Origin of the sequence: Microbispora cellulosiformans (assembly GCF_008728085.1) — a bacterium.
GTDB classification, from domain to species: Bacteria; Actinomycetota; Actinomycetes; order Streptosporangiales; family Streptosporangiaceae; genus Microbispora; species Microbispora amethystogenes.
This window is the reverse complement of record NZ_VYTZ01000003.1, coordinates 120353-140742: the sequence shown is the minus strand read 5'-3', so window position 1 is coordinate 140742 and position 20390 is coordinate 120353. Positions and strand designations below refer to the sequence as shown.

General features: G+C 74.2%; 36 protein-coding genes. 35 read left to right on the top strand and 1 reads right to left on the bottom strand.

Features of this window, described 5'->3' with window-relative positions; all coding sequences use genetic code 11:
- Positions 1-256: 256 nt before the first annotated feature.
- The 13 genes from F5972_RS08675 to F5972_RS08625 all read left to right on the top strand — a co-directional run bounded on the left by F5972_RS08675 (position 257) and on the right by F5972_RS08625 (position 7910).
- On the top strand, positions 257-1480 hold the full coding sequence (locus F5972_RS08675) for a hypothetical protein (protein ID WP_150932904.1): 1224 nt from the start codon (positions 257-259) through the stop codon (positions 1478-1480).
- Complete coding sequence (locus F5972_RS08670; protein WP_150932903.1) at positions 1477-1839, top strand: hypothetical protein; 363 nt, start codon at positions 1477-1479, stop codon at positions 1837-1839. Before F5972_RS08675 ends, F5972_RS08670 begins: the two co-directional genes overlap by 4 nt.
- Positions 1836-2027: a hypothetical protein gene (locus F5972_RS08665; RefSeq protein ID WP_150932902.1), complete on the top strand. Its 192-nt coding sequence runs from the start codon at positions 1836-1838 to the stop codon at positions 2025-2027. Before F5972_RS08670 ends, F5972_RS08665 begins: the two co-directional genes overlap by 4 nt.
- A gap of 32 nt (positions 2028-2059) precedes the next feature.
- Entirely contained in the window at positions 2060-2575 is a 516-nt protein-coding gene (locus F5972_RS08660) for a hypothetical protein (RefSeq protein ID WP_150932901.1), read from the top strand.
- Between the two features lie 16 nt (positions 2576-2591).
- Positions 2592-2885 (top strand): hypothetical protein, encoded by a 294-nt coding sequence (locus F5972_RS08655; protein ID WP_150932900.1) that lies wholly within the window; start codon positions 2592-2594, stop codon positions 2883-2885.
- Positions 2882-3247, top strand: a complete 366-nt coding sequence (locus F5972_RS08650) for a hypothetical protein (protein ID WP_150932899.1) — start codon at positions 2882-2884, stop codon at positions 3245-3247. The genes F5972_RS08655 and F5972_RS08650 overlap by 4 nt, the downstream gene beginning before the upstream one ends.
- Before the next feature lie 37 nt (positions 3248-3284).
- A complete protein-coding gene (locus F5972_RS37045; protein WP_191910023.1) occupies positions 3285-3437 on the top strand; it encodes a hypothetical protein in 153 nt (50 codons plus the stop codon).
- Positions 3434-3952 (top strand): hypothetical protein, encoded by a 519-nt coding sequence (locus F5972_RS08645; RefSeq protein WP_150932898.1) that lies wholly within the window; start codon positions 3434-3436, stop codon positions 3950-3952. Before F5972_RS37045 ends, F5972_RS08645 begins: the two co-directional genes overlap by 4 nt.
- A 186-nt stretch (positions 3953-4138) precedes the next feature.
- Positions 4139-4300 carry a hypothetical protein gene (locus tag F5972_RS37040; protein ID WP_191910022.1) on the top strand — a complete coding sequence of 54 codons (162 nt, stop codon included), beginning with the start codon at positions 4139-4141 and terminating at the stop codon, positions 4298-4300.
- 193 nt (positions 4301-4493) lie between these two features.
- The gene (locus tag F5972_RS08640; protein ID WP_150932897.1) at positions 4494-5054 is read left to right on the top strand and encodes a hypothetical protein; all 561 of its coding nucleotides are present in this window, start codon (positions 4494-4496) and stop codon (positions 5052-5054) included.
- A gap of 165 nt (positions 5055-5219) precedes the next feature.
- Entirely contained in the window at positions 5220-5744 is a 525-nt protein-coding gene (locus F5972_RS08635) for a hypothetical protein (RefSeq protein ID WP_150932896.1), read from the top strand.
- Positions 5745-6120: 376 nt separating this feature from the next.
- Complete coding sequence (locus tag F5972_RS08630) at positions 6121-6705, top strand: hypothetical protein (protein ID WP_150932895.1); 585 nt, start codon at positions 6121-6123, stop codon at positions 6703-6705.
- Positions 6702-7910 (top strand): hypothetical protein, encoded by a 1209-nt coding sequence (locus tag F5972_RS08625; RefSeq protein ID WP_150932894.1) that lies wholly within the window; start codon positions 6702-6704, stop codon positions 7908-7910. Before F5972_RS08630 ends, F5972_RS08625 begins: the two co-directional genes overlap by 4 nt.
- Positions 7911-7950: 40 nt before the next feature.
- Here the strand turns inward: F5972_RS08625 and F5972_RS08620 are convergent, their stop codons facing one another.
- Positions 7951-8385: a MaoC family dehydratase gene (locus F5972_RS08620; RefSeq protein ID WP_150932893.1), complete on the bottom strand. Its 435-nt coding sequence runs from the start codon at positions 8383-8385 to the stop codon at positions 7951-7953.
- 119 nt (positions 8386-8504) lie between these two features.
- Between F5972_RS08620 and F5972_RS08615 the strand changes: the two genes are divergently transcribed.
- The 22 genes from F5972_RS08615 (at position 8505) to F5972_RS08515 (ending at position 20373) form a co-directional block, all read left to right on the top strand.
- A complete protein-coding gene (locus tag F5972_RS08615; RefSeq protein WP_150932892.1) occupies positions 8505-8723 on the top strand; it encodes a hypothetical protein in 219 nt (72 codons plus the stop codon).
- Positions 8724-8804: 81 nt separating this feature from the next.
- Complete coding sequence (locus tag F5972_RS08610; RefSeq protein WP_150932891.1) at positions 8805-9152, top strand: hypothetical protein; 348 nt, start codon at positions 8805-8807, stop codon at positions 9150-9152.
- Positions 9149-9532 carry a hypothetical protein gene (locus tag F5972_RS08605; RefSeq protein ID WP_150932890.1) on the top strand — a complete coding sequence of 128 codons (384 nt, stop codon included), beginning with the start codon at positions 9149-9151 and terminating at the stop codon, positions 9530-9532. The genes F5972_RS08610 and F5972_RS08605 overlap by 4 nt, the downstream gene beginning before the upstream one ends.
- Positions 9522-9872 carry a hypothetical protein gene (locus F5972_RS08600; protein WP_150932889.1) on the top strand — a complete coding sequence of 117 codons (351 nt, stop codon included), beginning with the start codon at positions 9522-9524 and terminating at the stop codon, positions 9870-9872. Before F5972_RS08605 ends, F5972_RS08600 begins: the two co-directional genes overlap by 11 nt.
- A gap of 63 nt (positions 9873-9935) precedes the next feature.
- Positions 9936-10067, top strand: coding sequence for a hypothetical protein (locus F5972_RS38775; RefSeq protein ID WP_263641806.1), 132 nt, complete (start codon positions 9936-9938; stop codon positions 10065-10067).
- Positions 10068-10072: 5 nt separating this feature from the next.
- On the top strand, positions 10073-10501 hold the full coding sequence (locus tag F5972_RS08595) for a hypothetical protein (protein ID WP_150932888.1): 429 nt from the start codon (positions 10073-10075) through the stop codon (positions 10499-10501).
- Positions 10502-10578: 77 nt separating this feature from the next.
- Positions 10579-11376 (top strand): hypothetical protein, encoded by a 798-nt coding sequence (locus tag F5972_RS08590; RefSeq protein ID WP_150932887.1) that lies wholly within the window; start codon positions 10579-10581, stop codon positions 11374-11376.
- Positions 11373-11816: a hypothetical protein gene (locus F5972_RS08585; RefSeq protein ID WP_150932886.1), complete on the top strand. Its 444-nt coding sequence runs from the start codon at positions 11373-11375 to the stop codon at positions 11814-11816. Before F5972_RS08590 ends, F5972_RS08585 begins: the two co-directional genes overlap by 4 nt.
- A gap of 47 nt (positions 11817-11863) precedes the next feature.
- Entirely contained in the window at positions 11864-12442 is a 579-nt protein-coding gene (locus F5972_RS08580; RefSeq protein WP_150932885.1) for a hypothetical protein, read from the top strand.
- A 146-nt stretch (positions 12443-12588) separates the two neighbouring features.
- Complete coding sequence (locus F5972_RS37035) at positions 12589-12843, top strand: hypothetical protein (protein WP_191910021.1); 255 nt, start codon at positions 12589-12591, stop codon at positions 12841-12843.
- Entirely contained in the window at positions 12840-13292 is a 453-nt protein-coding gene (locus F5972_RS08570; RefSeq protein WP_150932884.1) for a hypothetical protein, read from the top strand. The genes F5972_RS37035 and F5972_RS08570 overlap by 4 nt, the downstream gene beginning before the upstream one ends.
- Positions 13293-13321: 29 nt before the next feature.
- On the top strand, positions 13322-13708 hold the full coding sequence (locus tag F5972_RS08565; RefSeq protein ID WP_150932883.1) for a hypothetical protein: 387 nt from the start codon (positions 13322-13324) through the stop codon (positions 13706-13708).
- Entirely contained in the window at positions 13705-13989 is a 285-nt protein-coding gene (locus F5972_RS08560) for a hypothetical protein (RefSeq protein WP_150932882.1), read from the top strand. Before F5972_RS08565 ends, F5972_RS08560 begins: the two co-directional genes overlap by 4 nt.
- 92 nt (positions 13990-14081) lie before the next feature.
- The gene (locus F5972_RS08555) at positions 14082-14420 is read left to right on the top strand and encodes a hypothetical protein (RefSeq protein WP_150932881.1); all 339 of its coding nucleotides are present in this window, start codon (positions 14082-14084) and stop codon (positions 14418-14420) included.
- 37 nt (positions 14421-14457) lie between these two features.
- A complete protein-coding gene (locus F5972_RS08550) occupies positions 14458-14808 on the top strand; it encodes a DUF6011 domain-containing protein (RefSeq protein WP_150932880.1) in 351 nt (116 codons plus the stop codon).
- A gap of 141 nt (positions 14809-14949) precedes the next feature.
- Positions 14950-16632, top strand: a complete 1683-nt coding sequence (dnaN, locus tag F5972_RS08545; RefSeq protein ID WP_318527549.1) for a DNA polymerase III subunit beta — start codon at positions 14950-14952, stop codon at positions 16630-16632.
- Between the two features lie 180 nt (positions 16633-16812).
- On the top strand, positions 16813-17811 hold the full coding sequence (locus F5972_RS08540; protein WP_150932879.1) for a ParB/RepB/Spo0J family partition protein: 999 nt from the start codon (positions 16813-16815) through the stop codon (positions 17809-17811).
- A gap of 89 nt (positions 17812-17900) precedes the next feature.
- Positions 17901-18269 (top strand): hypothetical protein, encoded by a 369-nt coding sequence (locus tag F5972_RS08535; RefSeq protein WP_150932878.1) that lies wholly within the window; start codon positions 17901-17903, stop codon positions 18267-18269.
- A 22-nt stretch (positions 18270-18291) separates the two neighbouring features.
- On the top strand, positions 18292-18579 hold the full coding sequence (locus tag F5972_RS08530) for a hypothetical protein (protein ID WP_150932877.1): 288 nt from the start codon (positions 18292-18294) through the stop codon (positions 18577-18579).
- A 108-nt stretch (positions 18580-18687) separates the two neighbouring features.
- Entirely contained in the window at positions 18688-19011 is a 324-nt protein-coding gene (locus tag F5972_RS08525) for a hypothetical protein (protein WP_150932876.1), read from the top strand.
- 96 nt (positions 19012-19107) lie between these two features.
- Positions 19108-19782, top strand: a complete 675-nt coding sequence (locus tag F5972_RS08520; RefSeq protein ID WP_150932875.1) for a hypothetical protein — start codon at positions 19108-19110, stop codon at positions 19780-19782.
- Between the two features lie 129 nt (positions 19783-19911).
- Positions 19912-20373 carry a hypothetical protein gene (locus F5972_RS08515; RefSeq protein WP_150932874.1) on the top strand — a complete coding sequence of 154 codons (462 nt, stop codon included), beginning with the start codon at positions 19912-19914 and terminating at the stop codon, positions 20371-20373.
- Positions 20374-20390 lie beyond the last annotated feature (17 nt).

Genomic DNA, 20390 nt, shown 5'->3' with positions numbered 1-20390 from the left:
ACACTTGTACGGACCACCTTGCAATGGCAGCGAACATAGGCGTACGGTCGGTCTTGCAAGCCTTCCCCCCGAGAAAGGCACCACCATGATCCGCATCGTCCCCGCCCGGCGCTCCCGCGCCGGACTGTCGTGGACCTGACCCGCTGAACGCCGGGCGGGCGCGCACCAGGACGCCAGCTGACCACCGCGTCCCCCGCGCGCCCCGCCCCGGCCATCCGCCACCCGCGCACCTGACCGCACGAACGGAGATCACCACATGGCTGACCGCGTCTGCCCCCGGTGCGGCGTCCGCTGGGACACCCACCGGGCCGCGACCTGCGCCAACCCCCTCACCCCCGCCGAGGTGGCCGACCGCTACCGGGTGGAGGTGCACCCGACCACCAGCGCCGACCTGTTCCGGGTGCTGCTGGTCGACGTGACCGGCACCGCCGTGCTGCGGGAGTACGGGTTCGTCCCCGCCGACCGACTGGAGCCGGTGGCCGCCGCCCTCATCGCCAACGAAGACACCCCGACCCGCGAGTGGGCCGTCGCCTACACCCGCGCCGACGGCGCGACGTGGCTGTCCTACGACCCCCACACGTTCGACCCGCGCGACCGCGCCGGAGCCGACACCCGCGCCCGGACGCTGCGCAGCTGGCAGTCGGAGGAGGGCATCCGCCAGGACGCCACCCTGGTCCTGCGTGACGGCCAGGCGGAGATGTGGCGCATCGACCCCGAGTGGGAGCACATGGCCGAAGGCCACCACGGGCAGTTCATCTTTATGGTCACCCCCACCGGCGGGTGCACCGTCACCAAACCCGCCGACGGCGACGCCGAGCTGCGCCGCGTCGCCGAACAGGTCGGCCCGTTCCACCGGGTGCTGGTCGACGGCGTCGCCTACGAGCTGCGCGCCACGGGCCCCTACCGGTGGGATGTCCACGGAACCGGCGCGCACACCGACCGCGTGTACGGCAGCGTCCGCGCCACCGGCAGCCCGCACGGGGTGGTGTGGCGGTTCGGGCTGCGCTCCTACGTCGGGCAGGACGTCGGCCGCCGCTACCTGGCCAGCGCCATCCGCGACATGGTGGCCGACTGGCCCGCCGCCGTCGACCCGCTGGAGCTGGCCGCCCGCGCGGAGGCGACGCTCGACCGGCTGGTCACCACCCTCAACGACCCCGCCGCGGGCTGGTCCGGAGACTACGCGGCGCTGCTCGACCGGCTGTCGGGCGCGGCCACGCACATGGGCGCGGTGTTCGAGCACGCCAACCTCGTCGGTGTGCGCCTGGAGGACGACCACGACGTGGAGGACTTCGGCCGCATGGCCGAACGCGCCGCCGTCGCCGCCCACCAGGTCGGCGCGGCCGCCGCGCACGCCGCCGACGCGGGCGGCGCAGCCCGCACCGCCCTGGGGCTGCTGCCCCGGGAGGCGTTCGTGCGGGGCCTGCTGAGCGCGTACTTCGCCGCCTCCGCCGAGGTCCCGGCGGGGGGTCGCCGCGCATGACGACTCCCGGCGAGGCGCGGGCCGCGCTCGACGTGCTGCGGCACTTCCTGGACATCCCCGGCACGCACGGCCCCGTCGGGGCCGACAAAGCCCGCGACTCCGCCTGCCACCTGCTGACGCGCGCCGCAAAGGTGATCGACACCGGGCTGACCGCCACCGACCTCAAAGGCGCGATAACCCGCCGTGAGGAGGCGCGCGAGCAGGAGTGCCGGATGCGGGAGGCGGTCAACTGGTTGTTCACCGGCGAGCACGTCGACCCCGGGATCGTGCAGCTGTTCTGGGGCATCGCCGACGGCACGCTGAGCTGGGACGACGCCGACGCCGAGGCGCGCCGCCTGCTGGGGCGGCGCGAGCCGTGACCACCTACGACAACGTCCGCAGCGTCGACGACGTGGTGCGGCTGGCGCTGCAGCGCGGCGCGCTGATCAACGCCCTGTCGGAGGAGGTCGCCCAGCTCGCCGGCCGGGTCCAGCGGGGCGAGGTCGCCCCCGTCGACACCGCCCGCCAGCTGCAGCAGATCGCCGCCCGCCTGGCGGCGGCCGAATGACCACCACCACGACCACGAGAAGAGGAAAGCCTGTGCGCTGGCCGCCCGTCACCGCCGCCGCGGCGGCCCTGACCGCCGTCACCACCCTGGCCTCCGTCACCATGGCGGGGTGCGGCGGCGGCCCCACCACGGCGGCGCCGAGCACCGCCGCCCCGACCACCCCGGCCGCCGAGCCGTGCCAGGCTGCCGTGGACCTGGTCACCGCCCGGGCCGGTGCGGCGATCACCCGGATCCGGTCGCTGACCGTCGACACCGATGTGACGCCGCTGGATCTGACGGACGCCGACCTGGCGACCACCGGCGCGGCGATCGCCCTGACAGACCTGCAGAAGACCGCCGAGTGGCAGCAGGCGATCGGCCCGTGCCGGGCCGACGCCACCCGGCACACGCAGGTCGCGCTGCTGCCGCTGACGATCGGGCTGGCCGCCCAGCGGCTGGCCGAGGCCGACGAGGCGGGCCGCTTGACCAAGGAGCTTCGGCGGGCGCTGGAGGCGGCCGTCGAGCTCATCGACACCGGCCTGCACGGCGACGCCGACACCACCAGCTGAGGAACGGAGAACTCCCATGGACCAGCAGCCGAGGCTGCGCATCCCCGCCGTCCTGTCGGGCCCGGCGGCGTACGAGGCGGCCGACACGCACGCCTCCCACCTGGAAGAGCTGATCAACGCCCACCGGGCCGAGGCCGAATCGCGGCTCGCCACCGCCAGGGCGAAAGGCAACGACGTGGTGCAGCTGGCCGAATACCTGGACCGCGACCAGCTGGCGGTGATGCACGGCTTCGCCGGGTTCATCCGGGCGCAGATGGCGGCGGCCGCCGCCACCGACCCGTCCATCGCCGCGCAGGGGGCGGAGCTGTGACCGGCCGCCGCCCGCTGGAGGAGCCGCTGTCCGACGAGCAGGAGACGGCGGCGGAGAACGCCATCGACCGGTACCTGCGGGCCAAGGTGAGGGCCGCGGAGGGTCTGGTGCGCCGCGCGAACGAGGCGCTGCACGACGCCCGGACCGGCCGGGAGCGGTGGCTGGCCGACATGGTGGTGGACGACGACATGGCCGCCGAACTGGTCCGCGTGTCCGTGGACGCCTACCAGATGGCCCTCAACGAGCAGCACGACGGGCGGGCCGAGCAGCCGGGGACGGCCGACCGGATGCGCGACGAGCTGGACCTTGTCCGGGCCTACCTGTTCCAGGTGCACGGCCACCGCACCGAGTTCCCCCGCTGACCCTCCGCCTCCCACCACGACACGAAAGGTGATCACTGTGGACGCTAGAGACTTCGCCCGCCGCATCCTGGATGCGGCAAACGCGATGGACGACGTCGCGTACGCCGGGCTGCTGCCCGCCGACCCGGCGGTGCTGAGCATCACCATGGACGACGGCTCCGACCTGTTCGTCCAGGTGCAGCCGGCGTGACCGGCCCGGAGTTCCACGAGATCCCGCCGCAGCGGGTGCTGCGGTGCGGGGTGTGCCACGCGCCGGTGCCCGAGCAGCACGTCGACGGCCACACGCAGTGGCACGCGCAGCTGGCCGCCGCGCTGGACCTGCTGGGCGACCAGGAGCAGGCGGCGGGCGGCACCAGCGGCGCGCTCACCGCCGCCCTGCGGCGCGCGGGCCGCCCCCCGGCGCCGGTGCTCGACGACGACGAGGTGGGCTTCGGCCCCCTGTCGCCTGACGAGCGCGGCAGGGCGGTGCAGGTGGAGCTGACCGGCCGCCTCACCGACGTACAGGCGGCGCTGGCCCTGCTCGACGCCAAGCACATCCACCTGGACCACCGGACGAGGCCGGTGCCCCACAACGAGTCGCAGGTGACGGTATACGCGTCGCTGGACCTGGAGGAGTGGTTCCGCCTAGCCGTGCAGCGGGCGGGTCGGCAGCCACGTGCACGGAACGGCACCGCGGAAGGCGGCGCGCAGGCCGGGGACGGGTAAGGAGGGGAACCCGTCCCCAGCCATGGTGGTGCCGCCCCCCGGCGCGGAAAGGGGGGCGGCACCACCCATGTCCGGGGGGATCGCGACACGCCAAGATGCGGGGGTGCGCATACGCATCGCGCCCGCGCACCTGCCGTACGGTTGAGCAACACACCCGCCCGTTTCCGAGTCTCGGGGCCTCCACCAATGAACGCCACTGTCGCGGCGCGTGCCGCGATCGTTGTTGCCGTGCTGCTCGCCGTCGTCGCCGCCGTCTTCATGCTCTATGAGGCGGTGCAGGTGCTGGTGGGGTTCGTCGTCGCCGCGGTGGTGCTGGCGTGGCTGCCCTGGTTCACGTCCTTCTGCTGACCGCCCGCCGGGTGTTCCTCAACGCGTGGTGGTGCGTTCACCACGCCCCGGTCATGCCCGCCCCGCCGAACCCTCAGCAAATACGCAGGCGCGGCACGTCGCGGTGGCCCTGGCAGTGGTAGGGGGTGACCATTCGATCGCGCCCCCGCATCTTGCCCGCGCGGGGCGTCCGCGATCACAACGAGGGGGATGGGTGACCGTGATACCGGCTGACGCTGGGCGCGGCGGTGAGCCGCCGGAACGACGGGACGGCGGGGACCGCCCGGGGCCGAAGCTGTTCACGCTGGACCAGGCCCGCCGGGAGCTCGCCCAGCGGGAGTGCGCCGAGTTCGGGCACGACGTGACGGTCCTGCGGGACGGGTGGGGGCAGCCGGCCCGCCTGGTGTGCGACCGCCCATGCGGGCACCCGGGCTGGATGGTGCTGGACGCCGGCGCGCCGGACCTGCATTTGGAGTTGCTGCGTGCCGCCGTGCTCGACCTGTGGGCCGACCTGGCGGTGGCGTACCTGGGCAGCGAGTCCCAGCCGAGGGAGGCGAGCGTGGCCTGTCACGGGCTGATGACCCGCATCCAGGACATCGCCCGGCACATCGGCCCGGTGGAGCCGGAGAAGGTGCCGCCGCTGGTCGTGACGACCGGGCTGTACGAGCTGGTCCACGCGGCCGCCGGGTGCGAGGTGCAGGTACCGCCGCAGGTGATGGAGGCGGCCTGGTCGGCGCTGGAACAGTCGACCGGCGGGAAGGCGGCCCGCGCATGACCGCGCACGAAAACGTGCGTTCATGTGGGCAGGGGGCGGGTTGCGACCCGGACCTGTGCGACCCCGACTCCTGCGGCGGGGCGTGCCCGGGCGGGGCGGGCTGCTGCAGGTGCGGCCCGCACCCGCCGCCCCGGCCGCCCCGGGGTCGAACACCGGGGGGCGGGCGTGAGCGCCGACCCGCGCGTGCGCGAGGCCCTGGAGGTGCTGGGCGGCACGTACGGCCCGCTCGGCGTCGCGCTGGTGTTCGCCTTGGCGGCCGCCGGCGTCGACGACAAGCAGGTGCTGCGTGACCAGCTGCAGGCGGTGCTCGGCGCCGAGGGGCAGCCGCAGCAGCCGGCCCGGCCGCCCGACGTCGCGGCGGGGCCGCCGGTGCCGCCGGTGCCACCGGTGCCGAGCGTGGGCCGCGTCGTCCACTACGTGTCGTACGGCACCCCGGCGGGGGAGTTCCCGTCGGTGTGCCGGGCCGCGACGATCGCCGAGGTCGGGGCGTGGGTGCCGGAGGTGCGGCGCGCCCCGTTCGTCGCCGAGGACAACACCCGCCTGCGGGAGGTGGTCGAGCAGTGGCACGGCGACGCGTGCGCGCTGGTCGTGCTCAACCCGGCGGGGGTGTTCCACACCACGGTCAAGCACCATGAGCAGGTCGACGGGCGTCACCTGCCGGGGACGTGGCACTGGCCCGAGAGGGTGTGACCCCAGGCGTTCGCCTGCGCCCGCCCAGGTGGGGGCGGTACGGTCGTGCCGCGACGATCTCCGCCACGCTCGTGGCGGGGGTCCGACTCCACATAGCACCCGGTCATTCAAGGCACCGGCCGGGTGCGCGGCGCCTCCCACCTACCGCGCTGGTGGGGGGTGTCGCCGTTAGTGTGGCCCTGGTCATCTGTTCCCCCTCGGTCGCCCGGAAGGCCGGGGGTGTGCCCGCCCGCCTGTTTCTCCAGTAGCGGGGGCACCTGCGCCGCCCTCTCCCGTGTCGCTTCGCAGCCCTGCGGGAGGGGGCGTCGTTGTGTTTGTGCAGGTCAGCCCACCAAAACCACTTGATATCAGAGTCAGCACATCATATGGTTTTGATATGACGCAGGGTATTGAGTTCGCCGTCCGCTACACCGACCGGATCTTCGGCAACGTCCGCACGATCCGCGACGCTAAGGCCCCGACGCTGGACCGCGCGCAGGCCGCCCGCATCCGTACGGTCGCCGAGTGGCCCGGCTACGACATCGGCTGCCACATCGTGTACCGCGCGCAGCCCGGCGCCGACTGGCGGACCCTGGACCGGATGCCCGCCCCCGGCGCGTGCCGCTGGTGCGTCCTGCTCCCCCCCGACCACGGCCGGTGCTGGTCGAGCCTGACCGGCGACGACGGCAAGGTGGTGGGCGACCACGCCTGGACCGCCCCCACGGCGGAGCAGGTGAAGGCCCGCATGCTGGTGCGCCGCCTGCTCGCCACCGCCGGGCCGCGCACCTACCGCGTCCAGGCCGACATGTTCGACGGCGCGTGGTACCGGTACACCCTGACCGTGGCGGCCGACGGCGACGACGCCGCGTACGCGCTGGCCGCCCAGCTCATGAGCGACGCCCGGCCGGGTGAGTTCCGGTTCCTGCGCAGCCTCGGCCTGACCGCGAAGGCGGCCGCCCCGGCGGTGGAGCGGCTGCCGTGACCGGGGCGGCGCTCCGCGCCGCCGTGGAGTGCCGCCGCCTGGTCGTGTTGTCGTACGGGCTGGGCGCGGACTCCACGGCGATCCTCCTGCGGTGGCTGCTCGACCCGTCCAGCCGCGACTTCGACCTGTCGGATCTGGTCGTGGTCACGGCGCAGACCGGCGACGAGTGGCCGGAGACCGGGCACCTGGTGGAGCGGCACATCTACCCGCTGCTGGCCGCGCACGGCGTGCGCACCGTGCAGGTGGCCCGGGCCGGCCACTACGAGCGGGACGGGTTCGTGGTCCTCGACGACACCCGCCACCCAACGGTGTGTCACATCGGCGGCGTGTACAAGCTGTCGACGGAGATGGTCACCATGGGGACCGTCCCCCAGGTCGGCGGCACCCGCAAGTGCAGCATCCGCTTCAAGGGCTGGGTGCTGGACCAGTGGATCTCCGCCCACACCGGGGGCCGCCCGTACGACCACGTGGTGGGGTTCGAGCTGGGCGAGCTCGACCGGGTCGCCACCGACCGGGAGCAGGGCCGCCTGCCCAGCCGCAACCCCGTGTACCCGCTGGTCGAGTGGGGCTGGTTCCGCAGCGACGCCCTGGCCTACATCCGCCAGCACCTCGGCGTCGACTGGCCCAAAAGCGCCTGTACGTTTTGTCCGTTTGCGTTGACGCATCGGGAGGGGCTGCAGCGGACGCTGCCGCGTTTCGTCGCGCACCCGGAGGTGGCGATGCTGCCCCTGTCGATGGAGCACGCCGCGGTGGCGCTCAACGCCAGGCAGGGCCTCATCGGCGGGCAGAGGCTGGTCGACGTGCTGGCCGCCCACCCCGACGCCGCTCCCCTGCTCGCCGAGTTCCGTCGGCACCTGGACGCCCAGGAGTGGGCGCTGTACCGGGTGCGGCGGGCGTTCCGCGCGAAGAAGGGCGACGAGCGGAAGATGGGCAACGCGGTCCGCGACGTCGAGGTGCTGGGCGCCGGGGACCGCGCCCGGGTGCTGGCGTCGCTGCAGCGGGTCGCCGCCCGGCACGGCCGCGCCTTGGAGGTGGACGGCCCGCACCGCCGCCTGTGGCTGCACCGCCGCAACGACCTGTTCCCGTGCGTCGAGGAGCTGGTGACCGCCGCCCCGGCTGTCGTCGAGACGAAGAAAGGCCCCGGGTTCGATAAGGCGTGGGCGGCGGGGCTGAACGGCCCCCGGCAGCTGGCGGTGGTCGCGTGACCGGCCGCCGTCCTGCGTCAGGTGGCCGGCACGTACAGGGTCAGCCACCCGGCGACGCGCACCGGCCGCTGCCCGCCCTCCACCTCCACGGCGACGCCCACGACGGGCTGGCCCCAGGAGGGGCGCCCTTGACGTCGAGCAGTTCCGCGCTGGCCCGCACCCGGGAACCGACCGGCACCGGGGCGGGGAAACGCACCTTGTTCATGCCGTGGTTCACCGCCGCCACCACCCCGCCGACGTGCAGCAGGTCACCCATCAGAACAGGCAGAAGGGCGAGGCTCATAAACCCGTGGGCGATCGCCGAACCGAACGGCCCATTTGCTACCCGCGCCGCATCGACGTGGATCCGCTGGTGGTCGCCGGTGGCGTCGGCGAACATGTTGACCTGCTGCTGCGTCACCGGCCGCCATTCACCAGGGCCGAATGTCTCCCCCGCCGCCGCTTTCAGCTCTTCCACGTTCGCGAAAGCCCGCACGGCGGCACCTTACCGCCCGGATATTTCCCCGGGAATTGCAGGGACTTTGTCGGTGAAGCGATTTACCATTCACCTATGCGGGCGCATTAAAAGTGCCATAACCGCAGGAGGTGATTGCCGTGACGGTGCCCTGTCCGTTCCCGGCCTGCTCATGCACCCATGTGGGGTGCGTCGCCGGGTGGGTGGACAGCAACGGCGACAAGGCCGTGCCCTGCCCGAACTGCAGGCCGGAGGTGTACGACGAGCTGCGGCGCGGACGTGGCACGCTCGCCGACCGGCGGCGGCGCATCCGCAACATCCCCCGGCCGTCCCGCACCTCCTCCGGCAAAACCCATTAGCTCGCCTGTACGGACTTTCTTGCAATGGCCAGTACCTAGGTGTACGGTCTGCCTTGCACCCGATGAGGAGGACACTGGCTGATGTTGCAAACCCACGGCGAGGCCTTGGCCCGGTTGACGCTGGGCGCGTACTTCCGGGACCAGGTGAACGACGCGCAGAAGCGCCTGATATTCGCGCAGCTGGACCTGGAAGCGGCCCTCAACCGCGCGCAGGCGTGGGAACGCGGCGACGACCTCACCCCCGAACAGGGCGAGGCGATCTACCGGGCGTTGCAGCAGCGCGTCGCCCAGGCGTCGAACGTCACCCAGGCCAACCCGGGCAGCGCCGTCGCCACGCAGGACGCCCGGGAGGCGGCGGCGCAGTTCCACACGGTCTGCTACTGGCTGGCCGGGCAGGGCCTGCCCGTCGACACGTGGGCGGCCCAGTGAGCCGCCGCCCCGGCACGCAGCCGGCTACGCCCGCCCCCCTGACCCCGGCCGAGCGGGAGGAGGCCGAGCGCGCCATCCGTGATGCCATCGCCCGCCGCGTCGGGGCGCTGCACCAGCAGCTGGAGGACCTGCTCGGGCAGTGGCGGAGGCTGGAGGGCCGCCGCCGCGCGTTCGAGGAGTACCGGGCGCTGGACGACCAGTTCGGGCTGGCCCTGTTGTCCGACCTCACCGGCACGGCGGTCGGGGCCGGGCAGGACGCGGCGTTCCGCGGCGGCGACCAGGACGCCTACCGGGCGGCGCGCCGCGCCGAGCTGCTGGTCGGCCGCTACCTGCGGGAGACCGGCAACGAGTTCATGCAGGAGTACGGCGATGAGCAGTAGCCCCGGCCTGGCCGCCGCCCTGCTGGCGTGGGCGGACGGCAACGACAAGAACGTGCGGGCCGCCGTCCGGCTGCTCGTCGACCACGGGCACTGGCTGACCTGCCCGGAGTTCACCGCCGCCGCGATCGAGTTCACCGAGGACCGGCGGCTGGCGTTCATCGACTGGGACCGCGCCATGATCGCCCTGCGGTCCGGGGTGGCCGTCGGCACCGCGTCGGAGAAGGCGATCCTGCGGCTGGCCCTCGCGCTCGGCTCCGACGTGTTCGAGTTCGACCGGCTGGACCACATCAACCGGGGGCTCGTGCGGAACGCGGTTACGGCCGCGCTCGGCGGCACCTGACCCCGCCCCCTCCCCCACCCCCTCACCACCTGACACCGGCACCCGACCAAAGGGGAACTGATCATGAGTAGGCGCATCAACGAGCCCCGCCCGTACTGGCCCGCGCAGGGCCTGGCCGCCCTCGGCGTCGTCGCCGCGGCTGCGATCCTCGGCGTGGTCCTGGCGGCCGTCATCCTGCCGCTGCTGGGGGGCTGACCCCGATGGGCGCCACCCCGGAGATGCGGGTGGAGGCGGTGCTGCACGGCTTGGCCCGCTGCGGCCGCTGCGACGGCCGGGAACTGGCGGAGCACCTGGACGCCGACGGCCGCGCCTACGTGTGTTTCACCCGCCGCCCCGGCGGCTGCACCCGCGCCGACGCCGACCACATGGAGTGGCTGGTGGCGGTGCGGACCCTGGCCGCGTTCGACCGGGCCATGACGGTGCACGGACTCACCCGCCCCGCCCCGGGTTCCGCCCCGCCCGGGGCGGGCCTGCCCGCCGTCGACAACCTGCCCGGGCTGGTCCACTGGTGGCACTCGGCCGGCTCCCCACAGCAGCGGGCGTTCCTGCGGGCGCTGCTCGACCACCTCACCGTCCGCACCGGGGACGGGGAGTTCACCGAGCGGGTCGAGCTGACCTGGAAAACCTGACCCGCGCCCCTTTCGAGCTGTCCCCGCCCCGGCGACCCCCGCCGGGGCGGCACCCTGACCACGACAAGCGAGGACCCATGGCATACACCGAAACCGGCGCGGAGGCGGACGACGCGACCCGCACCGTGCCGATCGCCCCCGCCGAGCTCACCCTGGACCAGCGCAGGGCCGCCGTCCAGGCTGAGGCGGAACGCCTCGGGATGCGGGTGGTCGACCCGCATGTGCGGCCCGCGTACCGGCCGGTCGAGGTGCGGCTGCGAGGGGAGGAGGACGACGTCGCCGACGCGCTGGACATGCTGGTCCGGCGGGGGGTGCGGCTGACCAACCCGTCGGAGATGACGAAAGTCGGATCCAGCGGGCGGATCGATCGGTGGGTGACGGTCCGCATGGACGACGTCGCCAACGACCCGTCAGCGCCGCCCCCCAACCGGGCGTTGTGGGAGCCCGCGTACGACAGCGTCGAATGGGAGGGTGTGCTGCTGCGGTTCGTCAGCGAAGAGGAGCAGCAGCGGCGGCGGCCCGACGACCGGGAGCGCGGCATCGTCGCCCCGTACGACTGGACGCCGAAGGCCGGGTCCCTGCCGGTGCCGCTGCTGGACCGGCAGGGCCGGCAGATCGGCGAGGTGCGGCGCGCCGAGGTGCGGCGCGCCGAGACGGGCGAGGTGCTGCTGCTGGCAGGTGTCGTCGCCGAGTCGCAGGTGCGGGCGGTGATGGAGTCGCCGCGCCTCGGCTCGCACGTGCGGGTGAAGGCGGTCAACCCGAAGACGAACGACGGGCTGCACCGGATGGTGTCGCCGTGGTCGCTGCCCGCCGTGTGCCTGTGCACGGACGGCAACGGGGTCATCCAGCTTCGGCAGCCGGGGAGGCGGCCGTGACCGCGCAGGATGCGCAGGTCGTCGGCGACGAGGAGCAGCTGGTCGGCTACGTGCGGGCCCGCCTCGCCGAACAGGGCGACGCGCTGGAGGTGGCGTTCGACGCGGCGTGCCCGGGCCTGCCGCCGGGGGTGACGGAGGACCAGGCGCGCCGCCGCACCTGGGCGGCGCTGGACGCGGCCAAGGCGGGGGCGGACCTGGCGGTGCTGCGGCAGGTCCTCGCGATGTACGACGGCGCGGCGGAGACGCGGGCGGCGCTGCGGCGCGGCGGCTGGAAGGCACTGTCGCACACCGGGGCCGTTGAGGCGCTGGTCAACGTGATCCGGGTGCACGCCCAGCACCGGTGGGGCGACCGCCCCGACTTCGCCCCGTTCCGCCGCCGGTGGGTCGACAGCCTGCGGGTGACGGCTGCCGCGCTCGGCGGCCCCGCCCCCGGGGGGTGACCGCTATGCGAGTTGTTATCGCGTCCATAGTTTGCGATGCTGGCGGTATGGCAGAGGAGATGAACGCCGCCGCGGAGGCTGCGCTGAACGCTTTGCGGGCCGCCCGCAAGGCGCGCCTTGACGCGGAGAACGAGATCGAGCGGTCGGTGATCGACGCGCGGCATGTGAACGCGGGGTGGCGGCTGATCGCCGAGGAGCTGGGCATCCTGCAGCCGAACTGCACCCGCAAGTACAAGCCGATGATCGAGGCGGGGAAGTGGAAGCCGCGCCCCAAGTGGGACGCCCTGCCGGCGGAGGACCGGGCGGCGCCTGCGCTCGTGGCGGTGCGCCACGCCAAGCAGGCGCTGGTCGACATGGAGGCGGCCGAGCTGCAGGCCGTCGCCGACGCCCGCGCGGCGGAGGTGACGTGGGACGACATCGCCGAGGTGTTCAGCATGCACCAGCCGAACGTGATCGCGAAGTTCAAGCCGCTGCTGGTGGAGGAGCGCATCGTCCGGGTGTGGGTGAAGGGCAAGGAACCCGGCGCCGGCGGCAAGAAGGCCGAGAAGGCCGGGACGGCCGCCAAGGGTAAGGCCACCAGGGACGGGGCCGACGAGCTGCTGGGCAGGTGGCTGCGGGAGGAGTAGCCCGCTGGTCCTCGACGCCCCCGGCCCCGCACCGCGCGGGGCGCGGGGGCGTCGCGCTGTCACCGCCCCATTGAGCTGCGGTTTTTCCTTCCGCGAGCCCCCACCAACCCATTCATTTCAAAGCAAGCGCAGGCTATGCTTTTGATATGACAGAGATGACGGCCACCGCCACCGCGCCCGACGCCGCGGCGAGCTTCACCGAGCGCGCCCGCAACCTGATCGCCCGCCACGTGGTGGGGGGCATGACGCTGCGCGCCGCCACGGTGCGCGCCGCATGCGACGCCAAGGCCGAGGCGCTGGCCAAGGGCTGGCCCGCGGACCTGGCCGACAAGGCCGGGGTGCTGGTCGCCCGGATCGGCGCCGAGTGGGCGGCCGAGATCATGCTGCGGGTGGCCCGGTGACCGCGCACTTCCTGGTCACCTGCCCGGATCACCGCCTGTACGCGGCGGGCTGCGACGACGACGCCTGGTACAGGGTCGACACGGCGGCCGCCGCGATGGCCCTGCACGAGGCCCGCTTCCCCGGCACCACCGCCCGGAAGACGGCGCGGGTGGTGATCGGCTGCGAGATCGGCGGGTGCCGCACCCACATCAGCTTGACCGCCGCCAGCGTGGCCGAGGCCCGCGCCCTGCTGTCGGAGCACAACGAGGGCTGGTACCAGGCGCGCCGGTCGGGCGGGCGGCTCGTCGACGGCTGCCAGTGGCACCTGGGCTCCTGCTGTGTCCACCACGCCGCCCTCTACCCCGACAGCCCCACCCTTGACCCGACGGCGGTGTTGCCCGCCGTCGGCCAGCCGGCGCCCGGCCCGGAGCCGGTGCAGCTGGACCTGTTCGCCCCGAGGGCGGCCTGACCGCCCCCAACCAGAAGGGAGGCCCCCGCATGGGGACCCTGCCGAACATCACGACCACCCGCGCCGCCGACGAGGCGGCCCGGCGCAGGCAGTCGCGCGCCGCGCTGGTCCTGGCCGACCTGCTGGCCGAGGACCTGCCGGAGCTCGTCTGGATCATCCCGCCCCGGGAGGTGGCGGTGCCGTTCCTGCGCGGGGCCGTGCCGGGGGCGGCGCGCTTCGACGCCGAGTTCGCCGAGCACGCCGCCGCCGTCCACGCCTGGGCGGGGTTCCTGCAGGCCGCCCCGGAGTGGGTGCCGCTGCACGACGGCGGGCCGTGCGGCGCCGGGGGCGAGCTGACCGCCACCGGCTGGCACATGGGCGTCCGAGTCGTCGTGCGGGCGTGGCTGCCCGCCGCCCCGGAAGGCGGCCCCCGGTGACCGCGCTGGTGCCCGCCCCCCGCGCCGGGGACGACGGGCTGCAGGCGGTGCGGCGGGAGCGTGCGCTGGCCGGTGTCGCCGCCGCCCGCCGCCGCATCACCGAGGCGGAGAAGGCGGAGGTGCGGGCGGTGGCCGTCGCCCGCCAGGCTGGCGCGACGTGGGATGAGGTCGCGCAGCGGCTCGGCATCAAGCAGCCGAACGCGGTGCGGAAGTACCGGGCACCCGTGCTGGAGCTGCTGCGGCGCGGCCTCTGCCCCGCCGCTGACCGCGCAGGGCTGTGACCAGGGAAAATATCCCGGCCAGTCCTGCGGAACGAGTGATATCAGGAGCGGTGCAGGCTATAGTTTAGATATAAGAGAGAGGAGCCCGCCCCATGAACCACCTCACCTGCACCGCCCCGAGCACCGGCCACGTCCACTGGGCCGTCCGCCCCGGCGAGCCGCTGCACGTCGCCGACGTCGACCACGCCCGCGGCCTCGCCCAGGTGCGCGGCGAGGACGGCCGCACGCACATCGCGGTCGCGCAGAACCTGGTGGTCTGCTCCCCCGCCGCCGCGTCCGCCCCCGCCGACGACCGCGCCGAGGTGTCCGAGGCCGAGGCGCTGGAGGAGATGCTGGCCGACCTACAGGCCGAGGCCGACCCGGAGACGTTCGAGCTGCGCGCCGAGCTGGCCTCCCGCCTGGCGCACATCGCCAGCCCCGCCGCCGCCTGATCCCCTGCCCGCCACCCGCTCCGGAAGGAGCAGCCCCATGGACGTCGTGAAGTGCCTGGACTGCGGCCGAGCCCTCCGCTCGGCCAGGTCGATCGCCGACCGTCGCGGCCCCCGCTGCAAGGCGAAGGTCCGGGCCGCCGCCCGGGTGGCGGACCTGCGGGAGTTCACGCCTGTGCAGGTCGACAAGGCGCGGGAGGTGATCGAGCTGGGCGGGCTGCTGCCGACCCGGCGGCCCACCATGTGGACGGTCGTCAGCAGCGACGGCGAGGCCACCTACCTGACGGCGGTGCAGGCCTGCACCTGCCCGGCCGGCCGCAGGCAGCGCCGCTGCTACCACCGGGCCGGTGCCGCGATCATGGCGGCGGCGCGCGGCCTGCGCGCCGCCTGACCCCCCGGGGACTGACCGCCGGTATTTCCGCAGGTCAGTCCCCACAACCCCATTGATATCTAGACAGCAGTCCACTACGTTTCTGATATGACCTTTCGTGTTGCGGCCCCCGCCGCGACCGGTGACGCAAAGGAGCGTTTCATGACCGCCACGACCGCCGACGCCCCCGCGACGACGACGCGCAAGGGCAGGAAGCCGCGCGCCCGCGCCGCCGCCCCCGAGGTGGAGACGACCACGGAGGCCGCCGTGGAGACGGCTGCCGCCGCCCCGGCCGGGCAGGACGCCCCGCAGGAGCGGGCCGCGCCCAAGCGCGGCATGCGGCGCGGCCGCGCCGCGCAGGCTGCCGCCGCCGAGGCGGAGGCTGCGCCCGAGGAGGTCACGCCGGAGGCGGCGGCCGGCTCGGAGCCGGAGCCCGCGCCCGCCGAGGAGGTCGCGCCCGCCGAGCAGGCGGAGGCTGCCCCCGCGCCCGCCGAGGACATCGCGCCCGTGGAGGACGCGCCCGCCGACGACGCGGAGCCCGCCGCGCCGCAGGCGGAGCCCGCGCCCGAACAGGACGCGCCCGCCGAGGACGTCGCGCCGGACACGGAGGCCGCACCCGCCGACGAGGCCGCGCCCGCCGACGGCGGCCAGGGCGACCAGGAGCCGGAGCCCGCGCCCGCGCCGGTGGTGCTGCCGAAGCGGCCCGCCCCCGTCAAGGCGTCGTTCCGGGTCGACCGGGACGAGTTGGCGAACGCGGTGGGCTGGACGGCCAAGTCCCTGCCGCCCATGCCGTCGGTGCCGGTGCTCGGCGGGATGCACCTCACCCTGTGGTCGGGGGCGTTGACGGTCGCCGCCTACGACTACGAGGTGTCGTCGCAGGCGACGATCCCGGTGGACGGGGACGGCCCGGCCACGGTGCTGGTCCCGGGCAAGCTCCTCGCCGAGATCACCAAGGCCCTGCCGGACCACCCGGTGGACGTGACGGTGGACGGCCCCCGGGTGACGCTGGAGTGCGGCCCCGCCACGTTCCAGCTGACGACGATGCCGGTGGAGGACTACCCGGCCCTGCCGGTGTCGCCGCCGCAGGCGGGGCAGCTGGACGCCGCCGCGTTCGCGGAGGCCGCCGCCCAGGCGGTGGTGGCCGCCGGGAAGGACGACACGCTGCCCATGCTGACCGGGGTCCACGCCACGATCGACGGGGAGCGGGTCACCCTGGCGGCGACCGACCGCTACCGGCTGGCGGTGCGGGAGCTGACGTGGCAGCCGCCGTCGCCCGGCTTCCGCGCGACGTTCATGATCCCCGCCCGCACGCTGGGCGCGGCCGCCAAGACGTTCGGCTCGGCGGGGCTGGTGGAGCTGGCCGCCCCCGCCGACGGCGACGAGCAGGCGGACCTGCTGGCCCTGTCCGGCGGCGACCGGCGGGTGACGACGCGGCTGCTCGACCCGGAGTTCCCCAACTACCGGGACCTGATCCCGTCGGAGTTCAGCGGGTTCGCCGACGTGGACGTCGCTCCGCTCACGGAGGCCGTCAAGCGGGTCACGCTGGTCGCCGACCGCAAGACGCCGGTCCGGCTGACCCTGTCCGGCGGGCAGGTCACGGTCGAGGCCGGGGCGCGCGATGACGCGCTGGGCACGGAGAAGCTGCCCGCCGCGTGGGACGGCCCCGACTTCGAGATCCGGTTCAACGCCGCGTACCTGCTGGACGGGCTGGGCGCGATGGGCGCGGCTCGGGCGCGGCTGAACCTGACCACGCCGAAGCAGCCGGCGGTGCTGGTGCCGCTGGGCGAGGACGGCGAGCCCGACACCGCGTACCTGTACCTGATCATGCCGGTGGCGGTGGCCTGACACGGGGTCCCCGGGGGGGCGGGCGAGGCGGCACGGCCGCCGCGCCCGCCCCTGCTGTGACCAGGGAAAATTCCTCAGCCCAGTCCCCCGAGCCCTCTTGTATCAACTGCGGAGCAGGCTATTATTTGGATATAAGGAAGCGCGATCGACGCGCACCAACCTCAGCCCCAGGAGGCCGAAATGACCGCCACCACCGCCCCCGCCGCCGTCACCACCACCATGAAGGACATCCCGGTCGACCGGATCGACCGCGACGAGACGCAGCCCCGGGAGATCTTCGACGAGGCGAAGCTGCAGGAGCTGGCGACCTCCATGCAGAAGCTGGGCCAGCTGCAGGCGGTCACCGTCCGCTACAACCCGGTCAGCCGCCGCTACACCCTGATCATGGGTGAGCGCCGGTGGCGCGCCGCCCAGATGGCCGGTCTGCAGACGCTCAAGGCGATCGTCATGCACGGCCTGACCGAGGGCGACCCGGAGACGTTCCTCAAGGCGATGTCGGAGAACCTGACCCGCGCCGACATGACGCCCATCGAGGAGGGCCGCGGCTTCCAGCGGCTGCTCGACGGCGGGTACACGGTCGAGCAGATCGCCGACAACCTCGGCAAGTCCGCCGCCTACATCGAGTCGCGGACCGAGCTGCTGAACTGCACCCCGGCCGTGCAGGAGGCGATCAACAAGGGTCACGTGAACGTGGGCCTGGCCCAGGAGATGGCCAAGCTGCCCGCCGACGCGCAGGCGGCGATCCTCCGCAAGACGCTGCGCGGCGAGTTCGCCAACGGCCGCGACGCCATCGCGTTCGCGCAGGCGGCGGTCACCCAGGAGACCGAGCGCAGGCAGGGCGGCCTGTTCGTCGTCGAGGAGCTGTCCGAGGAGCGCAAGGCCGCGATCCGCGCCGCCCGCACGAAGGTCACCTCCAAGCTTGACCGGCTGGGCATCGCCGGTGAAATCCTCGCCGAGATCGCCGCCATGGACCCGGAGGAGCTGGCCACGGTGCTGGGCGGTGCGACCGGCGGGATCGGCGCATACCGCCAGCGGATCACCGACCTGCGCACGGTGGCGTGGCGGGCCAACGACCGGCTCCGCCAGGCTGAGGCGGCCCTGAAGCTCCGCGCGGGCGGCGTCGACGTCGACCCGCAGGCCGTCGCCGACGCCCCCGCCGAGGACGCGGCCGACGCCTGACCGCCCGCCGCCCGGGGTGCGCGCCGCACCTCGGGCGGCACCATATCAATCCCATACCGCCCTACCCTTACGATATGAGGAGGTTCGCCATGAGCTGCCCCACCGCCCCCCGTTCGCAGGTGTTCGTGTACCGCAACCGCAACCGGCGGGGCGAGCGGTGGCTGCCTGGTGACCGGCTGGCCCCCGCCTACACCCTGACCCTGCCGGAGGAGGTGGCCGACATGTTCGCCGGGCAGGTCGCCGAGCGGCTGCGCTGGGTGTTCGGGGCGGGCGACCACGACGAGGACGCCCTGACCGGCGACGAGCGCCACCACCGCGCCGCGTGGCGGGCGGCCGGCCTGCCGCCGTTCGCCCGGGGCGACCTGCTGACCGTCGGCCGGTGGGCGTTCACCTGGGACGCCTATGGGCTGCGCGTCGGGCTCGACTCCGCGCACGTGACCGCCTCCCCCGCACGCTGACCCCCCGACCGAGGAGCCTGTGATGAGCATGCCGAACCTGCGGGGCTGGGAGTACCCCCGCACGCCGCCCGTGGAGCCGATCGCCTACAACCTGCCCGGCGGGCGGGTGCTGTGCGCCCCGGGCTGCATGTCGCACCAGGAGGCGCAAGACCTGGCCGACGCGGGGCGGGAGGCCGGGGAGGTGCACCCCTGGACGGTCGACCTGTGGCCGGGGGACCCGGACCTGGTGTGCAGCGGCTGCGGCCGGCCGCTGGTCAAGGCCCCCGCCTGCACCCCCGACGACGACGAGGACGACGAGGCGGAGGCGTGACACCCAGGGGGCGGAGGCCGCGCGCCGCCCCCCGCCGCCGCCGGAAACCCGAGCGTAAAACCCCAGCTCAGAAGGCATATCAGAGGAATAGTAGGCTATAATCGAGACATGAACGCTGACTCGATCACCGCCCCCGCCGCCGCCCTGCCGACCATCCCCGTCGGCGTCCGCCGCGACGCCGAGGCGCTGCAGCCGGTCCGTACCGCCGAGCAGCGCGCCGCGATCCTGGCGATCGCCGCCCGCGACGGCTTCGCCTTCGCCACCGGCAACCCGTGCAGCGAGCTGATGGCGCAGCTGCGGCCCGACTACGTCGGCCCCTTCTCCTTCGTGTACTACACGACCGACGGCCAGATCCACGGGGCCCGCATCGGCATACGCGGCACCATCCTGCGCGAGGTGCACGGCCCCGCCGCCCACCGCATGAACGGCTGACCCGCCGCGCGGGCCCGCCCGCGCGGGCAGGCCCGCACCCCCGGTCATATCACCACCATCGCCCCATCTGATCCTGACACCGAGGAGGCATCCCGAATGATCACACGCCCGGCCGCCGCGCCCGTCGTCGTCACCCTGCCCGCCGAGCAGTGGACGCAGGTCATCGACGCCCTGCTGTGGTCGGCCAGCCGCCTCGACGGGCCGGGCTGGTGCTTCTGCCCGGACCTGGACCCGGAGACGGGCCTGTGCGACGACTGCGCGGCCGGCGAGGCCCGCGCCTACGACCTGCGGGACCTGGTCGACCGGCTGCGCCCGCAGGTCGCCGGGCGGGGCCGCTACCGCCCCGCCGCCCTGCTGGCCGCCGAGTGGGCCAGCGTCGCCGAGGGCGTTGCCGACGGCGCGGCCCGGCTGCTCGACCGGACCGGCGGCGACTGCGCCGACCAGCCGCACCCGTGCTGGGAGTGCGCGAACGAGCGGCGCGAGACCGCCGGGATGCGGAAGGCCGCGGCGCGCATCGCCCGCAGGGTCCGGCGCACGCACCACACCGCCGCGCACCCGCTGGCCGCCGCCGTCCTGGCCGGCTGTCTGGCCCGCCTGAACGAGGAGGTGGACTGGACGGGCCGGGGCCTGGGCGACATGACCCGCACCGTGCCCGCCCCCGCCGACGAGTGGGAGTTCTTCGACCGGCTGCGCGCCCGCCGCGACCAGGTCGCCGCCCGCCTGAACCGGCGGCCGCGCGCCCCGCGCGGCACCCGCGCCCGCACCCGCTGACCCCGGGTGCGCCCGCCCCGCCGGGGGCGGGCGCACCCCTCCTGGCCTGCGAAAACACTGGACATCATTGCCAGTGTAGGCTATGGTTTTGATATAAGGAGTTCGTGTCCGACCTGAGGAGGCGCCCCGATGATCCCGTTCGAGCTGATGTGGACCGAGGACGAGCCCGCCCCCGCCCGCGACCGCCTGGTGGCGACCGGCGACCCGGCGGCGGACGCCTACCTCCGGGCCGGGCTGGGCCTGCCCGGCGCCGAGTACGCCGACCACCTGGCCCGCCAGTCCTGGCAGCAGGCCGTCGCCGACGACGACCGCCTGTACGGGTTCCGGGGCACGGCGGAGCGCAGGCAGACGGCCGAGCGGCGGTACGACACCGCCCGCCACGAGCGGGTCGTGGCCCGCACCGCCACCCGCCTGGCCCGCCGGGATGCGGAGCAGTCCAACCCGGCGGCGGCCGCCCTGGTGACGGCCGAACTGGGCACGGTCCGCGCCGTCGCCGCCGAGCGCACCGCCGCCCGCGCCGCCAAGGACGCCGCCCGCCAGGCCCGCGCCGAGCGCGACGCCCGCGCCGCCCGTGAGGCGGCCAGGCAGTAGCCCCGCCGGGGTGGCGG